General features: G+C 72.6%; 17 protein-coding genes. 6 read left to right on the top strand and 11 right to left on the bottom strand.

Features of this window, described 5'->3' with window-relative positions:
* Window positions 1–4 precede the first annotated feature (4 nt).
* Window positions 5–1369: a glutamine synthetase family protein gene (locus tag ACZ4SF_RS16510; RefSeq protein ID WP_468384222.1), complete on the bottom strand. Its 1365-nt coding sequence runs from the start codon at window positions 1367–1369 to the stop codon at window positions 5–7.
* A gap of 95 nt (window positions 1370–1464) precedes the next feature.
* Between ACZ4SF_RS16510 and ACZ4SF_RS16505 the strand changes: the two genes are divergently transcribed.
* Together ACZ4SF_RS16505 and ACZ4SF_RS16500 are read left to right on the top strand one after the other, a co-directional pair.
* On the top strand, window positions 1465–2202 hold the full coding sequence (locus ACZ4SF_RS16505; protein ID WP_468384219.1) for a FadR/GntR family transcriptional regulator: 738 nt from the start codon (window positions 1465–1467) through the stop codon (window positions 2200–2202).
* A gap of 52 nt (window positions 2203–2254) precedes the next feature.
* The gene (locus ACZ4SF_RS16500) at window positions 2255–2941 is read left to right on the top strand and encodes a gamma-glutamyl-gamma-aminobutyrate hydrolase family protein (RefSeq protein ID WP_468384216.1); all 687 of its coding nucleotides are present in this window, start codon (window positions 2255–2257) and stop codon (window positions 2939–2941) included.
* Window positions 2942–3505: 564 nt separating this feature from the next.
* Here the strand turns inward: ACZ4SF_RS16500 and ACZ4SF_RS16495 are convergent.
* Window positions 3506–4429 carry a LysR family transcriptional regulator gene (locus ACZ4SF_RS16495; protein ID WP_468384213.1) on the bottom strand — a complete coding sequence of 308 codons (924 nt, stop codon included), beginning with the start codon at window positions 4427–4429 and terminating at the stop codon, window positions 3506–3508.
* A gap of 70 nt (window positions 4430–4499) precedes the next feature.
* Here ACZ4SF_RS16495 and ACZ4SF_RS16490 point away from each other — a divergent pair, with 70 nt between their 5' ends.
* Complete coding sequence (locus ACZ4SF_RS16490) at window positions 4500–5657, top strand: TDT family transporter (protein ID WP_468384210.1); 1158 nt, start codon at window positions 4500–4502, stop codon at window positions 5655–5657.
* Here ACZ4SF_RS16490 and ACZ4SF_RS16485 read toward each other — a convergent pair.
* The 4 genes from ACZ4SF_RS16485 to ACZ4SF_RS16470 form a co-directional block, all read right to left on the bottom strand.
* On the bottom strand, window positions 5569–6288 hold the full coding sequence (locus ACZ4SF_RS16485; protein WP_468384208.1) for a helical backbone metal receptor: 720 nt from the start codon (window positions 6286–6288) through the stop codon (window positions 5569–5571). The genes ACZ4SF_RS16490 and ACZ4SF_RS16485 overlap by 89 nt on opposite strands.
* 102 nt (window positions 6289–6390) lie before the next feature.
* Window positions 6391–6963, bottom strand: a complete 573-nt coding sequence (locus tag ACZ4SF_RS16480; protein ID WP_468384205.1) for a helix-turn-helix domain-containing protein — start codon at window positions 6961–6963, stop codon at window positions 6391–6393.
* Window positions 6964–7346: 383 nt separating this feature from the next.
* Complete coding sequence (locus tag ACZ4SF_RS16475) at window positions 7347–9158, bottom strand: ABC transporter permease/substrate binding protein (protein ID WP_468384202.1); 1812 nt, start codon at window positions 9156–9158, stop codon at window positions 7347–7349.
* Window positions 9151–10227: a quaternary amine ABC transporter ATP-binding protein gene (locus tag ACZ4SF_RS16470; protein WP_468384199.1), complete on the bottom strand. Its 1077-nt coding sequence runs from the start codon at window positions 10225–10227 to the stop codon at window positions 9151–9153. The genes ACZ4SF_RS16475 and ACZ4SF_RS16470 overlap by 8 nt, the downstream gene beginning before the upstream one ends.
* 154 nt (window positions 10228–10381) lie before the next feature.
* Here ACZ4SF_RS16470 and ACZ4SF_RS16465 point away from each other — a divergent pair, with 154 nt between their 5' ends.
* From ACZ4SF_RS16465 to ACZ4SF_RS16455, 3 genes are all read left to right on the top strand, one after another.
* A complete protein-coding gene (locus ACZ4SF_RS16465; protein WP_468384196.1) occupies window positions 10382–11302 on the top strand; it encodes a 5'-3' exonuclease in 921 nt (306 codons plus the stop codon).
* Window positions 11303–11415: 113 nt separating this feature from the next.
* Window positions 11416–12264 carry a siderophore-interacting protein gene (locus tag ACZ4SF_RS16460; RefSeq protein WP_468384193.1) on the top strand — a complete coding sequence of 283 codons (849 nt, stop codon included), beginning with the start codon at window positions 11416–11418 and terminating at the stop codon, window positions 12262–12264.
* 245 nt (window positions 12265–12509) lie between these two features.
* Complete coding sequence (locus ACZ4SF_RS16455; protein WP_468384190.1) at window positions 12510–13460, top strand: RluA family pseudouridine synthase; 951 nt, start codon at window positions 12510–12512, stop codon at window positions 13458–13460.
* A 218-nt stretch (window positions 13461–13678) separates the two neighbouring features.
* Here ACZ4SF_RS16455 and ACZ4SF_RS16450 read toward each other — a convergent pair whose 3' ends face one another.
* From ACZ4SF_RS16450 to ACZ4SF_RS16430, 5 genes are read right to left on the bottom strand one after another with little or no spacing between them, the layout of a single operon-like run.
* The gene (locus ACZ4SF_RS16450) at window positions 13679–15169 is read right to left on the bottom strand and encodes a cytochrome P450 (protein WP_468384187.1); all 1491 of its coding nucleotides are present in this window, start codon (window positions 15167–15169) and stop codon (window positions 13679–13681) included.
* A 48-nt stretch (window positions 15170–15217) separates the two neighbouring features.
* On the bottom strand, window positions 15218–15838 hold the full coding sequence (locus tag ACZ4SF_RS16445) for a GTP-binding protein (protein ID WP_468384184.1): 621 nt from the start codon (window positions 15836–15838) through the stop codon (window positions 15218–15220).
* A complete protein-coding gene (locus ACZ4SF_RS16440; protein WP_468384182.1) occupies window positions 15819–16241 on the bottom strand; it encodes a DUF742 domain-containing protein in 423 nt (140 codons plus the stop codon). Before ACZ4SF_RS16440 ends, ACZ4SF_RS16445 begins: the two co-directional genes overlap by 20 nt.
* On the bottom strand, window positions 16238–16642 hold the full coding sequence (locus ACZ4SF_RS16435; RefSeq protein WP_468384179.1) for a roadblock/LC7 domain-containing protein: 405 nt from the start codon (window positions 16640–16642) through the stop codon (window positions 16238–16240). The genes ACZ4SF_RS16440 and ACZ4SF_RS16435 overlap by 4 nt, the downstream gene beginning before the upstream one ends.
* Window positions 16639–18309, bottom strand: a complete 1671-nt coding sequence (locus tag ACZ4SF_RS16430; protein WP_468384176.1) for an ATP-binding protein — start codon at window positions 18307–18309, stop codon at window positions 16639–16641. The genes ACZ4SF_RS16435 and ACZ4SF_RS16430 overlap by 4 nt, the downstream gene beginning before the upstream one ends.
* Between the last annotated feature and the right edge of the window lie 53 nt (window positions 18310–18362).

The raw sequence follows: 18362 nt of genomic DNA, 5'->3' as shown, positions 1-18362 counted from the left end.
CCTTTCACAGGCGTTCGAAGGAGCGGCGCAGCTCCCAGTCGGTGACCGCGGCGTCGAAGGCCTCCAGTTCGACGCGCGCCATGTTGCGGTAGTGGGCCACGACCTCGTCGCCGAAGGCGGCCTTGGCCACGGGGCTGTTCTCCCACAGCTCGGCCGCCTCGCGCAGGGTCGTCGGGACGTGCTCGAAGCCCGCGGTGTAGGCGTTGCCCGGGCAGGGCTCGGGGAGTTCCAGCTTCTGCTCGATGCCGTACAGGCCGGCCGCGACGAGTCCGGCGACGGCCAGGTACGGGTTGACGTCACCGCCGGGGAGGCGGTTCTCGAAGCGCAGGGAGCGGCCGTGGCCGACCACGCGGAGGGCGCAGGTGCGGTTGTCGTGGCCCCAGGCGACGGCGGTGGGCGCGAAGGAGCCCGGCTGGAACCTCTTGTAGGAGTTGATGTTCGGCGCGTACAGCAGCGAGAAGTCGCGCAGGGCGGCGAGCTGTCCGGCGAGGAAGTGCCGCATGACGTCGGACATGCCGCCTTCGCCGTCGCCCGCCATCGCGTTGTTGCCGTCGGCGTCGGCGAGCGAGAGGTGGATGTGGCAGGAGTTGCCCTCGCGCTCGTTGTACTTGGCCATGAAGGTGAGCGAGACGCCTTCCTGGGCGGCGATCTCCTTGGCGCCGGTCTTGTACAGGGCGTGCTGGTCGCAGGTGCGCAGGGCCTCGTCGTAGCGGAAGGCGATCTCGTGCTGGCCCGGGTTGCACTCGCCCTTGGCGGATTCGACGGTGAGACCGGCGCCGGCCATGTCGTTGCGCAGGCGGCGCAGCAGGGGCTCGATGCGGCCGGTGCCGAGGATGGAGTAGTCGATGTTGTACTGGTTGGCCGGTGTGAGACCGCGGTAGCCGGCGTCCCAGGCCTGTTCGTAGCTGTCCTTGAAGACGATGAACTCCAGCTCGGTGCCGGCCTGGGCGGTGTAGCCCAGTTCCGCGAGCCGCTCCAGCTGGCGGCGCAGGATCTGGCGCGGGGCGGCGGCCACCGGGGAGCCGTCACTCCAGGCGAGATCGGCGACGAGCAGGGCGGTGCCGGGGTGCCAGGGGATGCGGCGCAGTGTGTTCAGGTCGGGGTGCATGGCGAAGTCGCCGTAGCCGCGGTCCCAGGAGGACATCGCGTAGCCGTCGACGGTGTTCATCTCGGTGTCGACGGCGAGGAGGTAGTTGCAGCCCTCGGTGCCGTGGTGCAGCACCTCGTCGAGGAAGAAGCGGGCGGCGAACCGCTTGCCCTGGAGCCGCCCTTGCATATCGGGGAAGGCCAGGACGACAGTGTCGATCTCACCGCTCGCGACGAGGGCGTGCAGTTCCTCGACGCTGAGCGGGGGTGTGCGGTCTGCCACGGGAGAGCCTCCTTCGGCGCCTTCGCGCTTTTTCGGCCGGGCCGGGAGCCATAAGGTATTGCGGAGAACCATTGCTTGGGAAGGGGGTACGACGGATGTCGCAGGACATGGGTCCCGACGGGCTGGACGACCGGCTGACTCCGGTGCTGCGGCCGGTGCGTGCGGGCAACGGCTTCGAGGAGGCACTGGAGCAGATCCTGCAGGTGGTGCGGCTGGGCCTGGTGCCGGGCGGCGAGCGGCTGCCGGCCGAGCGGGAACTGGCGGAGCGGCTCGGTATCAGCCGGGTGACACTGCGCGAGGTCCTGAAGGTGCTGCAGGACCAGGGGCTGGTGGAGGCGCGCCGCGGGCGGTACGGCGGAACGTTCGTGCTGCCTCGCACCGACGCGGGCGGCGAGGACGAGCTGCGGCGGCGGATCGCCGAGGTCGACATGGAGGACGTGCTGCGCTTCCGCGAGGTGCTGGAGGTGGGCGCGGCCGGGCTGTGCGCGGCGCACGGGCTGACGGACGAGCAGGCCGGCCGGCTGCGCGAGGCGCTGGACCGCACCCACGAGGCCCCGCTCGCGGACTACCGGCGGGCGGACACGCTGCTGCACCTGACGCTCGCCGAGCTGTGCGGTTCGCCGTCGCTGACCGCGCAGTACGCGGCGGTCCGGGCCACCGTGAACGACCTGCTGGACTGCATCCCGCTGCTGGTGCGCAACCTGGAGCACTCCCAGCGGCAGCACACCGCACTGGTGGAGGCGGTGCTGGACGGCGACGCGGACGGGGCGCGGGAGATGATGCGCGAGCACTGCGCGGGTACGGCGGCGCTGCTGCGGGGCTTCCTGACGTGAGCCGGCTCTGCAAAGGTACTCCTGTGGACCTTTGGACTTCCTGGAGGGCAGCATGTCCGTACGGCCGCTGATCGGTGTGAGCACATATCTGGAGACCGGCGCGCGCTGGGGCGTGTGGGAGCTGGACGCGGCCCTGCTGCCGGCCGGATACCCCCGGCTGGTGCAGCGGGCCGGTGGTCTCGCCGCGATGCTGCCCCCTGACGCGCCCGGACATGCGGCGGCGACGGTGGCACGTCTGGACGGGCTGGTGATCGCGGGCGGCCCGGACGTGGACCCGTCCCGGTACGGCGCCGAGCGCGACCCGCGGACCGGCCCGCCCGCCACGGCGCGCGACGCCTGGGAACTGGCACTGATCCGGGCCGCGGTGGACACCGGGACGCCGGTGCTGGGCATCTGCCGGGGCATGCAACTGCTGAACGTGGCCCTCGGCGGAACCCTCGTCCAGCACCTGGACGGGCACGCGGAGGCGGTCGGCGTCTTCGGCGGGCACCCGGTGAAGCCGGTACCGGGCACGCTGTACGCCGGGATCGTCCCGGAGGAGCTGACGGTACCGACGTACCACCATCAGGCGGTGGAACGGCTCGGCGAGGGACTCGTCCCGTCGGCCTACGCGGAGGACGGCACGGTGGAGGCCGTCGAACTGCCGACGGAGCGGGGGTGGGTGCTCGGCGTGCAGTGGCATCCGGAGATGGGGGAAGACGTGCGGGTGATGCGGGCGTTGGTGACGGCGGGCCGCTGAGCGCCACGGGGGTACGGGCCGGTGGACAGGCGCGGGTGCGTCGTGGCTCCTCGCGCAGTTCCCCGCGCTCCTGGGGAGTTGCGGTTGCGCCACGCCTGCCGAGCACCGCCCGCTGCGGCTGGCCGGGGGGCGAGTGCGGGTCCGTCGTAGCCTCTCGCGCAGTTCCCCGCGCCCCTGGGGAGCCACAGTTCCGTCGTCATCCAGGCGCCGCCCGCTGCTGTCGGCCGCCGGGCACGTGCGGGTGCGCCGTGGCCTCTCGGGCAGTTTCCCGCGCCCCTGGGGAGCCACCGTTCCGTCGTCTTCGGGGAGCTGTCGGCGCCCTCCGCACCCCCGCCGTTGCGGGCAGTCGTGCCGCTTGGGGCGGCACGGGTGGGCGCAGCGGCACCCCGCGAGCGCGGGCAAGCGGCCCCACCCCCGCCCGCGGGCCACCGCTCAGGTACCGCCAGCCACCGCTCATCCTCAGCCCAACACACCGCTCAGCCTCGGCTCAACCACCGCTCAGCGACCGCTCGACCACCGCTCAGCCTCAGCCCGACCACTGCTCAGCGACCGCTCAACCGCCGCTCAGCCGCGCGTCAGGGAGAGGAGTTCCCGGGCCGGTCCCGCCGGGCGGTGTCCCGTCGGCCACACCGCTCGCAGGTCCCGGCGCAGGGCGACGCCCTCCACCGGAATGCTCACCAGCCGGCGCATCGCCAGTTCCTCGCCCACGGCCAGCTCGCTGAGGACCGAGGGCCCCGCGCCGCTGACCGCGGACGCCTTCACCGCCGTGGTCGAGGACAGCTCGATGAGGGGCCGGGCCAGGCCGCCGAGTGCCGCGTCGAGGACCTGACGGGTGCCGGAGCCGGGTTCGCGGAGGATGAGGGGGGTCGCGGCCAGCTCGTCCGCCCTCACGGGCCGCCGGCGGCGCGCCCACGGGTGGCCGGGGGCGGTGACGACGATCAGGCGGTCATGGGCGATCACCGCCGAGTCCAGGCCCGCCGGAACCGTCAGCCCCTCCACGAATCCCAGGTCCGCCTCACCGGACAGGAGCAGTTCCGCGACCTTCGCCGAGTTGCCGGCGAGCAAGGACACCGCGGTGTCGGGCCGCTCTGCGTGCAGGGCGAGGAGCCAGCCGGGCAGCAGGTACTCGGCGATGGTCATGCTCGCGGCAACCCGGAGCCGCGAGTCCCGCCGGTCCCGCAGCGCCTGTGCCCCCGCGTCGAAGGCCGCCGCGGCCTCCACCACCCGGCGGGCCCAGTCCGTCACCAGGGCGCCCGCGTCGGTGAGCCGGGAACCGCGTGGCGAGCGGTCGACCAGGGCCACGCCCAGCTGCCGTTCCATGGAGCGGATCCGGCTGCTGGCGGCCGGCTGGGTGATGCCGACCTCCCGCGCCGCCGCCCCCAGGCTGCCCAGCCGCGCCACCGCCAGCAGCAGCTCCAGCGCGGCGAGGTCCGGTACCCGGTGCGCCAGCGATCCGGCCCGCCCCTGCTGTTCCTCCGCCTCGCTCATAAGACCAGCTTATGCCCTGATAGAAAAGAACTCCCTGGTCAGGGGTGACGGCGGGCAGCACCGTGGAGACATGGTCCCCGCAGTCCAGCCCCTCACCCTCCGCCGCGCGGCCTCGGCCCGCCACCTCGGCCCGAACTGGTACGCCTCCGTCATGGGTACCGCCGTCGTCGGCTCCGCCGGTGTCGCTCTGCCCGGCCACGGGCACGCCCTGAACGGTGTCCTCGCGGCCGTCTGGGTGCTCTCCCTGCTCATGCTCGTGACATTGCTGGGCGGCCGGGCGGTGCACTGGGCCCGTCATCGCGACCAGGCCCGCGCCGGTCTCCTCGACCCGGCCGTGGCCCCCTTCTACGGCTGCCTGGCCATGGCCCTGCTGGCGGTGGGCGGCGGCGCCCTGACCGCCGGACACGTCCTGATCGGCACCCGGGCCGCCGTCGCCCTGGACGCCGTGCTGTTCAGCCTCGGAACGGTGGCCGGGCTCGCCTCCGCCGTGGCCGTGCCGTACCTCATGGGCCTGCGGCGTCGCGCCGAGCCCGGCCAGGCATCCCCGGTGTGGCTGCTGCCGCTGGTCGCGCCCATGGTGTCGGCCGCGCTCGGCCCCCTGCTGGTGCCGTACCTGCCGCCGGGTCAGGCCCGGGAGTCCCTGCTGCTGGCCTGCCTGGCGCTGTTCGGACTGAGCCTGCTGGCGGTGCTGCTGATGCTGCCGCTGGTCTTCGCCCGGCTGATCACCTCCGGCCCCCTGCCGCTCGCGCTGACCCCCACCCTGTTCCTGGTCCTCGGCCCGGTCGGGCAGTCCACCACCGCCGTCGGACTGATCGCCGACGCCGCGCCCGGGGTCGTACCGGCCCCCTACGACCGTGGCCTGGCCGTGTTCGCCCTGCTCTACGGCGTGCCCCTCATGGGGTTCGCGCTGCTGTGGCTGGCGTTCGCGACCGTGCACGTGGTGCGGGCGCGCCGGCAGGGCATGGGGTTCTCGATGACCTGGTGGGCGTTCACCTTCCCGGTGGGCACCTGCGTCACCGGCGCCGCGACCCTCGCCCGGCACACCGGCCTGGTGATGTACGACGCCCTGGCCTTCGGGCTGTACGGCGTCCTCGTCGCGGTCTGGCTCGTTGCGGCCGGCGGCACCGTGCGCGGCCTGCTCAGCGGCGAGCTGCTCGCAGGGCCCCGGCCAGCACCCGTGGCGCCTGTGCCAGTGACGGCCCGTACCACGTCAGGTGCCGTCCGCTGAGCAGAGCGCAGGGCAGGCCGGGAAAGGCCTCCGGACCGTCGTCGGCCGTGAAGCGGTAGGGCTCGTCGGGGAGGACGACCAGGTCCGGGGCCGCCGCGCGCAGCTCCTCCAGCGGGACGCGGGGGTAGCGCTCGGGATGGCCGGTGTGGAGATGGTCCACGCCGAGGCGGGCCAGGACGTCACCGGCGAAGGTGTCGCGGCCGAGGACCATCCAGGGGCGGCGCCAGATCGGTACGACCGCTGTCGTGCGTCTCTCCGGCTCCGGCAGGGACGCCCACGCCTGCTCCGCCTCGGCCAGCCAGCCGGGCCGGCCCGAAGCTCCGCACGCGGTGAGCACCCGGTCCAGCTCGGTGAAGGCCTGCGGCACGGTGCGCACCTCGGTGACCAGCACGTCGAGCCCCGCCGCACGCAGGGCGTCGAGGTCGGGGGCGCGGTTCTCCTCCTCGTTGGCGATCACCAGATCGGGAGCCAGCGCGAGGATCCGCCGCACGTCCGGGTTCTTCGTGCCGCCGATCCGGGTGACGTCGAGGCCCGCCGGGTGGGTGCACCAGTCGGTGGCGCCGACGAGGACTCCGGGCGACGTCACGGCAACGGCCTCGCTGAGCGACGGGACCAGGGAGACGACGCGCACTATGCGACTCCGGCAAGGGCAGCGCCCCCCAGGGGCGCGGGGAACTGCGCGACGAGCCACAGCGGACCCGTGGACGGCCGACGGCCCGCCCCGCGGCGCACGCTAACGGGACCTGTCCTGCACGGCCTCGATGTGCTCCGCCACCGCCACCACGACGACCCGCGTATCGGGAACAGTCGCTCGCCAGCGGTGCCGGACCCCGCCGGTCAGGTACAGCGTGTCGCCCCGGCCGAGCCGATACGCGCGGCCCTCGGCCTCGATCTCCACCGCGCCGTCGGCGACGTACATCAGCTCGTCGTTGCGGTGCTGGAACTCGCGGCCGGCGTCGTGGTCGCCGGTGATCTCGGAGGCGTGCAGCTGATGGTGGCCGCGGACCAGGGAGCGGGTCCGCGGGGTGAAGTCGTCCTCGGCTGCGGGCTCGGCGCGGACCAGGTCCACGCTGGCGGCCGGGTCGGCGGCGGCGAGCAGCTCGACGGCCGTGGTCCGCAGGGCGTCGGCCAGCTTCTCCAGGGACGTACGGCTCGGGCGGGCCCGGTCGTTCTCGACCTGGCTGAGGAAGGGCACCGAGAGCCCGGTGCGCTCGGCCACGACGGCGAGGGTCAGTTCCAGCGCACGGCGGCGCCGCCGGACGGCCGCGCCCACCCGTACGGGCTGCTGCTCTTTGTGGTCGCCCATCGCTCCGGCTCCCTCCCTCACTCGTCGTGCCGCTGTCCGGGTGCCCGCGCCGGCGCACCCCACGTGTGATGACTTCTCTGCACCCTACGCATGTTCGGCAAACCGTTTCACGTGCCTCCCACATCCCGACGGGCCGTCGATCCCCACCCTCACGGTTCGCGCCAGCGTCTCGGGGGCCGCGAACCCTCCGGGACCCGGTACCCCTGCGGGGTGAATATGCCCGCCAGCTGGGCCGGGTGACGATGCACAGCCCCTCGGTCATCACGCTGAGTGATTGGCCTGATCCTTGCCGTAGGCGGAACGCCGTGAGGGGCGGGCGGCACCGGACGCGCGTCGGCGTCCGGCGGCGCCCGCCCCTCGGGAGGCGGTCCGGGCCGGTCAGGTCACCCGCCCGCCCGGCCGGCGGCGCCCTTCTCGGCGACCGGGGCCCACTTGCCGGCCAGGCCCGGATGCCGCCGCAGCCAGCTGCGCACGGCCTGCTGCTCCTTGCCCTTTCCCGCCTTCTGGATCTGCGCCTCCAGGCCGGTGAGCTGCTCCTCGGTCATCGAGAAGTCCTTCAGCCAGCGGCCGACCAGGGGATTGTCGGCGGCGAAGCCCTTGCGGGCGAGGGTGTGCACGCCGTCGCCCTTGCCCCAGGCACCCCTGGGATCCTTCAGCTTCTTCAGCCCGTAGTCGCTGTACGCCCAGTGCGGCGACCACAGGGTGACGACGACCGGCTGCTTCCTGGCATAGGCGCGCTTCAGCTCGGCGAGCATGGCCGGGGTGGAGCCGTCGACCACCTCGTAGGTGCCGTCCAGGCCGTACTCCTTGAGCACCTTGTCCTTGAGCAGGCCCATCATGCCGGCGCTCGGTTCGATGCCGACGATCTTGCCGCCGAACTCGGAGGCGTGGTCCTTCAGGTCCGCCAGGGAGTCGACGTCCTTCACGTAGGAGGGAACGGTCAGCTCCAGGGAGGTGGGGCCGTACCACGAGCCGAGGTCCTCCAGCTGCTTGCCGTACTTCGCCCAGTACTCGGCGTGCGTGGTGGGCAGCCAGGAGTCGGTCTGGAAGTCGAGCTGGCCGGTGGCGAGGCCGGTGTAGAGGGGGCCGGCCGCGTACTGGGTGGTGGTCACCTCGAAACCGCGCTCCTCGAGCAGTTCCTTCCAGAGGAAGGTGGAGGCGATGCCCTCGTCCCACGGGATGTAGCCGATCCTGATCTCCTTGCCCTTGCCGACGTTGCCGGCGGAGGCCTCGGAGGTGCCGGAGGAGCCGAAGATCCCGAGTCCGCCCGCGACGAGCGCGAGGACGACCACGCCGACGACGGCGACGGCCGGCCGCGGCCGGTAGGTCCAGGCGCGCACGGGGGTCTTCGCGGCGGCCCTGCGGGCCAGCGGGGAGAGCTGGGTGCCGAGCGCGCCGGTGACCCGGTCGAGGTAGATGGCGAGGACGACGATGCCGACGCCCGCCTCGAAGCCGTAGCCGATGTCCAGCCGGCCGATCGCCTCGTTGACGGCGCCGCCGAGGCCGCCGGTGCCGACCATGCCCGCGATGACGACCATGGACAGGCCCAGCATGATCACCTGGTTGACGCCGGCCATGATGGCCGGCAGGGCGAGCGGCAGCTGGACGCGCCACAGGATGTCGCGCGGGGTGGTGCCGAACGCCTCGGCGGCCTCGACCAGTTCGGCGTCGACCTGACGGATGCCCAGCTCGGTCATGCGGACACCGGGGGCGAGCGCGAAGATCAGGGTGGCGACGACACCGGCGGCCGTCCCGAGGCCGAAGAAGAGCATCGCCGGGATCAGCAGCACCATCGAGGGCATGGTCTGGAGCAGGTCCAGGACCGGCCGGACGGCGGCGCTGACCGTCCTGGAGCGGGCGGCCCGGATACCCAGCGGGATCGAGATCACCAGGGCGAGCACGGTGGCCACCAGGACGAGGGCGAGCGTGGACATGGCCTGGTCCCACAGGTCGAGCGAGTCCACGAGGGCGAATCCGGCGAAGGCGAGGACACCGGCGAGCAGCCCGCGCAGCCACCAGGCGAGCATGGCGAGCATGCCGGCCATCAGCAGCGGCGCGGGCGCGGCCAGCACGGCGTCGATGCCGTCGTACATGCCCTCCACGACCGCCTTGATGGCGTCGAACAGCCAGGACAGGTGGTCGGTCAGCCAGTCGACGCCGGAGTCGACCCAGTCGCCGAGGTGGATCCTAGGCACGGCTGATCACCTTCCCCTGCGGGTTGTCGCAGGGCGCCGGACCGGCCGTCTCGTCGCCGAGGAAGCCGACGAGCCGCTGCCGCGGCACGACGCCGACGACGCGGTTCGCCCCGTCCACGACCGAGACGCGGTGCGACAGCCGGGCGCTGATCGCGCACAGTTCCGTGAACGGCGTATCAGGGGTCGCGGTCTCGCAGCCGCACACCGGGGCGTCGCCGGTGACCGCGGTGTCCATGAGGGCGCCCGCGGTCAGCACCCGGGCGCGGTCCACGTCGCGGGTGAAGGAGGCTACGTAGTCGTTCGCGGGGCGCAGCAGGATGTCCTCGGCGGTGCCGGTCTGCACGATGCGTCCGTCGCGCATGACGGCGATGCGGTCACCGAGCCGCATGGCCTCGTTGAGGTCGTGGGTGATGAAGACGATGGTCTTCTTCAGGGTCTTCTGGAGTTCCAGCAGCTGGTCCTGCATGTCACGGCGGATCAGCGGGTCCAGGGCGCTGAAGGACTCGTCCATCAACAGCACGTCGGCGTCCGTGGCCAGGGCGCGGGCGAGGCCGACCCGCTGCTGCATGCCGCCGGACAGCTCGTCGGGCCAGGCCTCCTCCCAGCCGGCCAGGCCGCACAGGGCGAGCGCCTCGTCGGCGCGGTGCTTGCGCACGGCGCGGGGCACGCCCTGCACTTCCAGGCCGTAGGCGGCGTTGTCGCGGACGCTGCGGTGCGGGAACAGCGCGAAGTGCTGGAACACCATGCTGATCGCTTGCGAGCGCAGCCGGCGCAGTGCCCGGTCGGGGAGCGCGGTGAGGTCCTGGCCGTCGTAGCGGACACTGCCCGCGGTCGGCTCCAGCAGCCCGTTGAGCATGCGCAGCAGAGTGGACTTGCCGGAGCCCGACAGTCCCATGACCACGAAGATCTCGCCCGCCTCGACGCGGAAGGAGGCGTCGATGACGGCGGCCGTGGTGCCGTCGCCACGCAGCTCCGCCCGGTCGGCGCCCTGCCGCAGCCGTTCCACTGCCTCGTCGGGTCGTCTGCCGAACACCTTGAACAGATGCTCGGCCTCAAGCCTGGGTCGCACGCGTACCTCTCGTCTCGGCGGACAGGACAGAGGCCGCGCCTCCCCACGTCAAGCGGAGGCAAACCCGCACGTGGCCGGACTCACGGCGATGCGCATCACGCAACGCGTTCCGGGGCGCGGCATGGCTGTCGGTGCCGTACGGCATGATGCGAGCGTGACCGGACGACTCATGCTTCTCGACACCGCCTCGCTGTACTTCCGCGCCTACTTCGGCGTGCCGGACTCCGTGCGGGCGCCGGACGGCACGCCGGTGAACGCCGTGCGCGGGCTGCTCGACTTCATCGACCGGCTGGTCAAGGACCACCGGCCGGAGCGGCTGGTGGCCTGCATGGACGCCGACTGGCGGCCGCAGTGGCGGGTGGACCTCATCCCCACCTACAAGGCGCACCGGGTCGCCGAGGAGCACGAGGGCGCGCCGGACGAGGAGGAGGTGCCGGACACGCTCTCCCCGCAGGTCCCGGTCATCGAGGACGTGCTGGACGCGGTCGGGATCGCCCGGGTCGGGGTCGCCGGGTACGAGGCGGACGACGTGATCGGCACGTTCACCGCGCACGCGAAGGGACCGGTGGACATCGTCACGGGGGACCGTGACCTGTACCAGCTGGTGGACGACGTGCGCGGGATCCGGGTGCTGTACCCGCTGAAGGGCGTCGGCACGCTGCAGCTGACGGACGAGGCGGTGCTGCGCGAGAAGTATGGCGTCGACGGGCGGGGGTACGCGGATCTGGCGCTGCTGCGCGGCGATCCGAGCGACGGTCTGCCGGGCGTGGCCGGCATCGGCGAGAAGACGGCCGCCAAGCTGCTCGCCCAGTTCGGCGATCTGGCCGGGATCATGGCGGCCGTCGACGACCCGGGCGCGAAGCTCACGCCGTCGCAGCGCAAGCGGCTCACCGAGGCCCGGCCGTATGTCGCGGTCGCGCCGAAGGTGGTGCGGGTGGCCGGCGACGTGCCGCTGCCGGACGTCGACACCGCCCTGCCGAGGGCCCCGCGGGACCCGGCGGCGCTGCGGGAACTGGCGCGCCGGTGGGGACTGGGCGGCTCGCTGGAGCGGCTGCTCACCACGCTCGGCCAGTGAGCGCGACGGAATATTCCGGCAAAGGGCTCTCATTCGGCTCCCGGGAAAGAGGTGTTGACTCCGAGCGAGGTGCTAACTTAGGTAAACCTAACCAACCTTTGCAGGAGGCCGTGATGGCAGAGCGCCCGGGGCGAAAGCCGCGCAAACCCCATACCGCCCAGGTGGTACGCACCGAACGGCTGACTCCGCATATGCAGCGGGTGGTGTTCGGCGGCGAGGGTCTGACCGGATTCGCCGCGGACACCTGCACCGACCACTATGTGAAGCTGCTGTTCGGCGCGGCCGGCGTGACCTACCCGGAGCCCTTCGACCTGGAGCGGATCCGTGCCGAATTCCCGCGTGAGCAGTGGCCGGTGACCCGGACGTACACCGTGCGCGCCTGGGATCCGGTGCAGCGGGAGCTGACCGTCGACTTCGTGATCCACGGCGACGAGGGCCTGGCCGGGCCGTGGGCCGCCCGGGTGCAGCCCGGCGAGACCGTGCGCTTCATGGGTCCCGGCGGCGCGTACGCGCCCGACCCGGAGGCCGACTGGCATCTGCTCGCCGGTGACGAGAGCGCCCTGCCCGCGATCGCCCGCGCCCTGGAGACGCTGCCCGCCGGCGCCCGCGCGCACGCGTTCATCGAGGTGTCCGGCCCCGAGGAGGAGCAGAAGATCGACTCCGAGGTACCGGTGGTGTGGCTGCACCGCGGGGACCGGCCGGTCGGCCAGGCCCTCCTGGAGGCCGTACGGGGGATGGAGTTCCCGGTGGGCCGGCTGCACGCGTTCGTGCACGGCGAGGCGGGTTTCGTGAAGGAGCTGCGCCGGCTGCTGCGGGTCGAGCGGCAGATCCCGCGCGAGGACCTGTCGATCTCCGGGTACTGGCGCCTGGGCCACAACGAGGACGGCTGGCAGGCCTCCAAGCGGGACTGGAACGCCCGCATCGAGGCCGAGCAGGAGGCCGGCACGGCAGCAGCGGCCTGAGCACACCGAAGCGGCGGGACCCCGGCCCGGGGTCCCGCGGCTTTTGTACGTCCACCCTCCACGTCGGCCGCGTCCGCCCCCTGCGTCCATCCCCTGCGCCGGTCCCTTACGTCCGTCCCCTGCGTACGTCCCCGCAGCGGCAGGGGTCCCGTCGCGTCGCTCGTCCCGTGCACGGCCGGGCAGCCGGGCGGCCCGGCGCTTTCCCGGCGCCCTTGCGGTGACCGCACCCCCGTACCCTTGACCCGGTGAGACGCCGTACCCCTCCCCCTCCCGCCCCGCTCCCCCAGCGCGACGGTGTCGATCCGGTGCGGGTGCGGCTGCCCGCGGGCGGGGCGTGGGCGACCGTGCGGGAGCATCTGGTGGAGCGGCTCACGGGCGCCGGACCCGGGGTGGTCGCGTCGATGTTCGACGCGGGCCTGGTGGTCGGCGCGGACGGACGGGCCGTGGCGCCGGACGCGCCGTACCGGGCGGGGACGTTCGTCTGGTTCCACCGCGAACTGCCGGCCGAGGTGCCGGTGCCGTTCCCGGTGGAGGTGCTGTTCCAGGACGAGCACATCGTGGTCGCCGACAAGCCGCACTTCCTGGCCACGACCCCGCGCGGCGCGCATGTCGCCCAGACCGCACTGGCCCGGCTCCGGCACCGGCTGGGGCTTCCGGCGCTGACGGCGGCACACCGCCTGGACCGGCTCACGGCGGGGCTGGTGCTGTTCACGGTGCGGCCCGAGGAGCGCGGCGCCTACCAGACGCTGTTCCGGGACCGCCGGGTGCGCAAGGAGTACGAGGCGATCGCGCCGTACGACCCCTCGCTCGCCCTGCCCCGCACGGTAGTCAGCAGGATCGTGAAGGAGCGCGGGGTGCCTGCCGCCCGGGAGGTTCCCGGCGAGCCCAACGCCGAGACGCGCGTGGAACTGGCCGGGCACCGGGGCGGCCTGGGCCGCTACCGGCTCCTCCCGGCGACCGGGCAGACCCATCAGCTGCGGGTGCACCTGAACACGCTCGGCGTCCCCATCCTCGGCGATCCGCTGTATCCCGAGGTGACGGACCCGGTGCCGGCCGGCGACTTCCGGCGCCCGCTGCAACTGCTGGCACGCAGGCTGGAGTTCACCGATCCGGTCACCGGCAGGGAGCACGCGTTCGTCAGCGGGCGCGAGCTGCGTGCGTGGACGTCGTACCGGGACTGGTACGACGGGGCGTGACCCCTGCGGAGGCGGGCAGGCCCCGTAGGACACGGGCCGGCTCCATGGGCAGGGAGCCGGCCGCGGTCCCTCGCCGGGCCGCCACCGCGACCGGCAGTCCCACCGAGGGCAGCTGACCGCACCAGGAAGGATCCGCCCACGGACGGCCGGTCCCACCGGGGCAGGCGCCCTCCCCCACCACGGGCCGACGGCCCCGCCCGGAAGAGGCCGGGGTGGGGTTACTCGCCGCGCCACCAGTCCAGGAGTCGCCGCCAGACGCCGCGGCGCCGAGGTGGTTGCGGGGTGGGTGAGAGGGGTTCCGGCATGAGGGGCGGGTGGGGGGCCGTCGGCCGTGGTTCGGCGGCCGGGGCCGGGTCGCTGCTCAGCGTGCCGACCTGCCAGCCGGAGCGCTGCGGCGGCAGCGGCATGGCGCGCGGTGGCAGCTCGACGTCCTGCTGCGGCTTGGGTTCGAAGCGCACCGGCAGGGCCACCAAGTGCCGGGAGGCGATGGACGACCGCCAGCGCAGGTCCTCCTCCGGGCAGTCCAGCTGGATGTCGGACAGCCGGGTCAGCAGCGCGTCGACGCCGACGTCGGCGATGGCACGGCCGATGTCCTGGCCGGGGCACTCGTGCGGGCCGCCGCCGAAGGCCAGGTGCGAGCGGTTGCCCTGCATGCTCGCGGACAGGTCCGGCCGTACCCGCGGGTCGACGTTGCCCGGGGCGGGCGCGAAGAGCAGCCCGTCGCCCTTGCGGATGCGCCGGCCGCCCAGCTCGGTGTCCTGCTTGGCGTAGTAGCCGAGGACGGTGCTGAACGGGGGCTCGTCCCACAGGGACTGCTCGATCGCCTCCGGCACGGTCATCTGGCCGCCGTTGAGCTGGGCCCGGAAGCCCGGCTCGGTGAGGACCATGCGCAGCGCGTTGGCGAGCAGGTTGGCGGTGGCCTCGTACGCCGCGAAGAGGACGAGCCGCAGGTGTTCGCGGACCTCGTCGTCGGTGAGTCCGGCCGGGTGGGTGACGAGGTGACTGGTGAAGTCGTCCTCGGGCCGGTTGCGCCGCCGGGTGGTGAGCCGGCTCAGCGCGTCCATGACGTAGGCGTGGCTCTGGATGGCGGTCTCGGTGCCCTTGAGGGCGTCACGGGCGGCCTGCACCATCCGGTCGTCGTATTCCTCGGGCATACCGAGGACCTCGCACATGACGGCCATGGGCAGGTGCTCGGCGAACTGCGAGACCAGTTCGGCCCGGCCCCGCTCGCAGAAGCCGTTGACCAGGCCCTGGGTGTGGCGGCCGATGTGCCGGCGGACGCTGCGGTGGTTGATCGTGGCCATGGCCGAGGTGACCGCCTCGCGCAGCCGTTCGTGCTCGTCGCCCTCGGCGTGCGAGCAGATGGGCTGCCAGGCGATGTGCGGCATGAGCGGGTGGTCGGGCTTGACCATGCCCTCCCGCAGCGGGGTCCAGATCCGGCTGTCCCGGGTGTACTGCGAGGGGCTGCGCACCAGTTGCAGGTTCTCGGCGTGCCCGAGCACCACCCACATCGGTACGTCGTCGTGGAGCAGCACGGGGGCCACGGGGCCGTGCTCCTCACGCAGCCGCTCGTAGAGGCCGCCGAGGTCCTCGGCGTCGGGGCCGTAGATCCGGTGCACTCCCCCGGGCCCGAGGCGGTGCGCCGGGCAGCCCGGCGGCGGGCCGGACGTGGGGTCTGTGCCGGTCAGGGATGGGGATTCAGACGTCACGGTGTCGCTCCGGAACGGATGGTGTGGGGGCGGTCGGGTCGGCGCGGGTCAGGTGAGGGCGCCGGAGAGGGCGAGGGAGTGCAGGAAGCGCACGAGGGTCAGCAACACGTCCTTGCTGGAGGCCCGGCGGCGCACGTCGCAGTCGATGATGGGGATCTCCGGCGTCAGGTCCAGCGCGGTGCGCAGTTCCTCGACCGGGTAACGGGGCGCGTCGGGGAAGGTGTTGACGGCGACGACGAACGGCACGCCGCGTTCCTCCAGCCGGCCCATCACGTCGAAGCTGACTTCCAGGCGCCGGGTGTCGACCAGGACCACGGCGCCGAGGGCGCCCTCGAACAGGCCGTTCCACAGGAACCAGAAGCGCTCCTGGCCGGGGGTGCCGAAGAGGTAGAGCACCAGCTTCTCGGTGATGCTGATGCGGCCGAAGTCCATGGCCACGGTGGTGGCCGTCTTGGTGTCGGAGCCGTAGTTGTCGTCGACGCCGATGCCGGCCTGGGTCATGGTCTCCTCGGTGGTCAGCGGTCTGATCTCGCTGACGGAACCGACCATGGTGGTCTTGCCGACGCCGAAGCCGCCCACGATCACGATCTTCACCGCGGCCTGGGCCGTGTGCGGCAGTTGGTCCTCGGTGCGCGGGCCGGGGATCGTGTCAGAGCTTTTGAAGTCCATGCATCACCGCTTCGAGAAGTGATCGGTCGGGAACCGCCTGGCGGACGATCGGGGCACGCGCCTGCACCAGCTCGGCCGCGATCAGCTCGGTGATCACCACGGTCATCGCGCTGAACGGCAGTTGGAGATAGGCCGCAAGCTCGGCCATGGAGAGCGGGGCGATACAGAGCCGGAGCACGGCCGCCTCCTCCGGCGAGGCGGACGGCGTGGGCGCGGAGCGCGCCACGATCAGGGTCACCAGATCGAGTTCGGCGCGGGCGCCGTCGGCGGCTGCGGCAATGGTGTAGAGCCGTTCGGGGTTCCTGGGCCTTGCCTCGCCGCTCGCCGGTGCCGCAGACGGCAGGGGCGGCGGCGGGGGCGGAAGGTGTCGCGGCTGGCGCCGTTTACGTCGTGGAGGTGTCATACGGTCTGCCCGTTCCGCCGGGGCGGACTGGTGAGATGGGCGCCGATCCGGACGACGAGGTCGCGCATCATGCCGCTCATCCGGCCGGGTTCGCAGGTGACGTCGGCGAGCACGGCCAGGTAGGCGTTGGGACCGGCGTTCATGAGGTAGAAGTAGCCGCCCTCGATCTCGAAGACCACGACCCGCATCTCGCCGGCGCCCGGCAGCTCCTGGATGATGGCGCCGGCCAGGCTCTGCACGCCCGCGCAGGCCGCGGCCACCCGGTCGGCGGCGTCGGGGTCGCCGCCGTAGCGGGCGATGCGCAGTCCGTCGGCGGAGAGAACCACGATCATCTCGATGCCCGGCACACCGTCGTTCAGCTGCTTGAGCATCCAGTCCAGGTTGCCTCGCTGCTGGATCACTTGAGGTCCCTCTCGTCTTCCTCGTCGGCGGCGCCCTCGGCGAGGCCGTCCGAATCGTTGAGCAGATGCAGGTACTTGGTCGGGTTGCGGGTGAAGTCGGTCAGCTCGGGCCCGGTGGCGTCCGCGGGCATGCCCTTGCGCAGGCCCTCCCAGAAGGCTTCGATCCCCGCACCCGGCGGCTGGTCCATGAGCTTCTTGCGCTCGGGATCGATCTCGGGCTCGGGTTCCGGTTCGTGGCGGGACTGGGACCAGATGGTCGGCCTGCCCTCACGCTCGGCGCGCTCGATGGCGGCCTGCTCCGCGATCCGCTGGCTGAGCGGGGTCTTCACCCGGCTGCGGCGCTGCGGCAGACCACCCGCGGTCCACTCGGTGACCTCCGGGACGTCGTCCTCCATGGAGATCCCGGCGGGGATCTTGGGGCTCGTGGGGCGGCGCTTCTTGGGCGGGCGCTTGGGGCCCTCGACCGCGCCGAGTTCGGGCTTGGGGATGCCGGTGGCGCCGATGCCGTGCGCGGCGCCGACTCCGGGCTCGGTGGTCGTCATCACGCGCGGCACGACGAGGATCGCGCGGACGCCGCCGTAGGCGGAGGCGCGCAGCGAGACCTCCATGTCGAACTGCTTGCAGAGCCGGCCGACGACCGCGAGACCGAGGCGCGGGTTCTCGCCGAGGTTGTCCGCGTCGTCGAGGTTCTTGGCGTCCTCGATCGCCTTCTCGATCCGGGCTCGGGACTCCTCGCTGAGGCTGACCCCCGCGTCCTCGATCTCGATGACGATGCCGGCCTGCACCTCGGAGGCGGTGACGTGCACCTTGGTGGTGGGCGGCGAGTAGCGGGTGGCGTTGTCGAGGAGTTCGGCGGCGGCGTGGATGACCGGCTCGACGGCGGTGCCCTTGATGTTGATGTTGACGATGGAGCTCAGCTCGATGCGGCGGTACTCCAGGATCCGGGACATCGCGCCGCGCAGCACGCTGTAGAGGGAGACCGGCAGGGGCCACTGACGGCCGGGGCGGCCGCCGCCGAGGACGGAGATGGTGTCGGCGAGGCGGCCGATCAGCGAGGTGCCGTGGTCGATGCGCAGCAGGTCGTCGAAGACCTCGGGGTTGCGCCCGTGGTCCTCCTCCATCTCGCGGAGTTCCTTGGCCTGCTGGTGGACGATGGCCTGGACCCGGCGGGCGATGCTCACGTACGAGCGCTCGGTTGCGTCGCGCATCGAGATCTCGTGGTCGGCACCGCGCAGCGCCATGAGCACCAGGTCCCGGTAGGGCTCGGGCAGGCCGCGCAGTCCGGGGTCCGCGTCGTAGACGTTGCGTACGACGTCCCGGAGTGCTTCGCCGCGGCGCAGCCGGTGGAAGCCGGTGGGCAGCACGTCGGCGATGAAGCGGTCGACCACCTGCTGGTGGGCGAGGATCTGCTGTTCCAGATGCGTGGCGTTACGGACGTGTTCGGCCTGCGCCTCACGGAGCCGACGGCCGCGGCGAACGGCCTCCCCGGCCGAGCCGAGGACCAGCAGCACGGCCAGCGCTCCGCACACGCCGACGGCGAGCCGGGCCGAATGCGGTACCAGCGCGACGGCCGTTCCGGCGGCGGCGGCCATCACTATGGCCGGCGGCAACAGCACACGCGCATAGGGACGTTCACGGCCGCGAGGAGGCTTCTGAGCACTCACCATGGATGCCTTCTGAGACGAGTCGGCTGGGTGTCGGGAGAGCTTGCGGGGGGAAG

Source organism: Streptomyces sp. NPDC027663, assembly GCF_055566415.1.
Note: the sequence above shows the minus strand (reverse complement) of the source record. Positions and strands in the feature narration are given on the sequence as shown.

What these genes read in the sequence shown, in the direction of transcription:
- ACZ4SF_RS16500 (WP_468384216.1), top strand. Translation starts at nt 2,255, where the DNA reads ATGTCCGTACGGCCGCTGATCGGTGTGAGCACATATCTGGAGACCGGC.
- ACZ4SF_RS16430 (WP_468384176.1), bottom strand. Translation starts at nt 18,309, where the DNA reads ATGGTGAGTGCTCAGAAGCCTCCTCGCGGCCGTGAACGTCCCTATGCG.
- ACZ4SF_RS16505 (WP_468384219.1), top strand. Translation starts at nt 1,465, where the DNA reads ATGTCGCAGGACATGGGTCCCGACGGGCTGGACGACCGGCTGACTCCG.
- ACZ4SF_RS16445 (WP_468384184.1), bottom strand. Translation starts at nt 15,838, where the DNA reads ATGGACTTCAAAAGCTCTGACACGATCCCCGGCCCGCGCACCGAGGAC.
- ACZ4SF_RS16460 (WP_468384193.1), top strand. Translation starts at nt 11,416, where the DNA reads ATGGCAGAGCGCCCGGGGCGAAAGCCGCGCAAACCCCATACCGCCCAG.
- ACZ4SF_RS16440 (WP_468384182.1), bottom strand. Translation starts at nt 16,241, where the DNA reads ATGACACCTCCACGACGTAAACGGCGCCAGCCGCGACACCTTCCGCCC.
- ACZ4SF_RS16490 (WP_468384210.1), top strand. Translation starts at nt 4,500, where the DNA reads ATGGTCCCCGCAGTCCAGCCCCTCACCCTCCGCCGCGCGGCCTCGGCC.
- ACZ4SF_RS16495 (WP_468384213.1), bottom strand. Translation starts at nt 4,429, where the DNA reads ATGAGCGAGGCGGAGGAACAGCAGGGGCGGGCCGGATCGCTGGCGCAC.
- ACZ4SF_RS16480 (WP_468384205.1), bottom strand. Translation starts at nt 6,963, where the DNA reads ATGGGCGACCACAAAGAGCAGCAGCCCGTACGGGTGGGCGCGGCCGTC.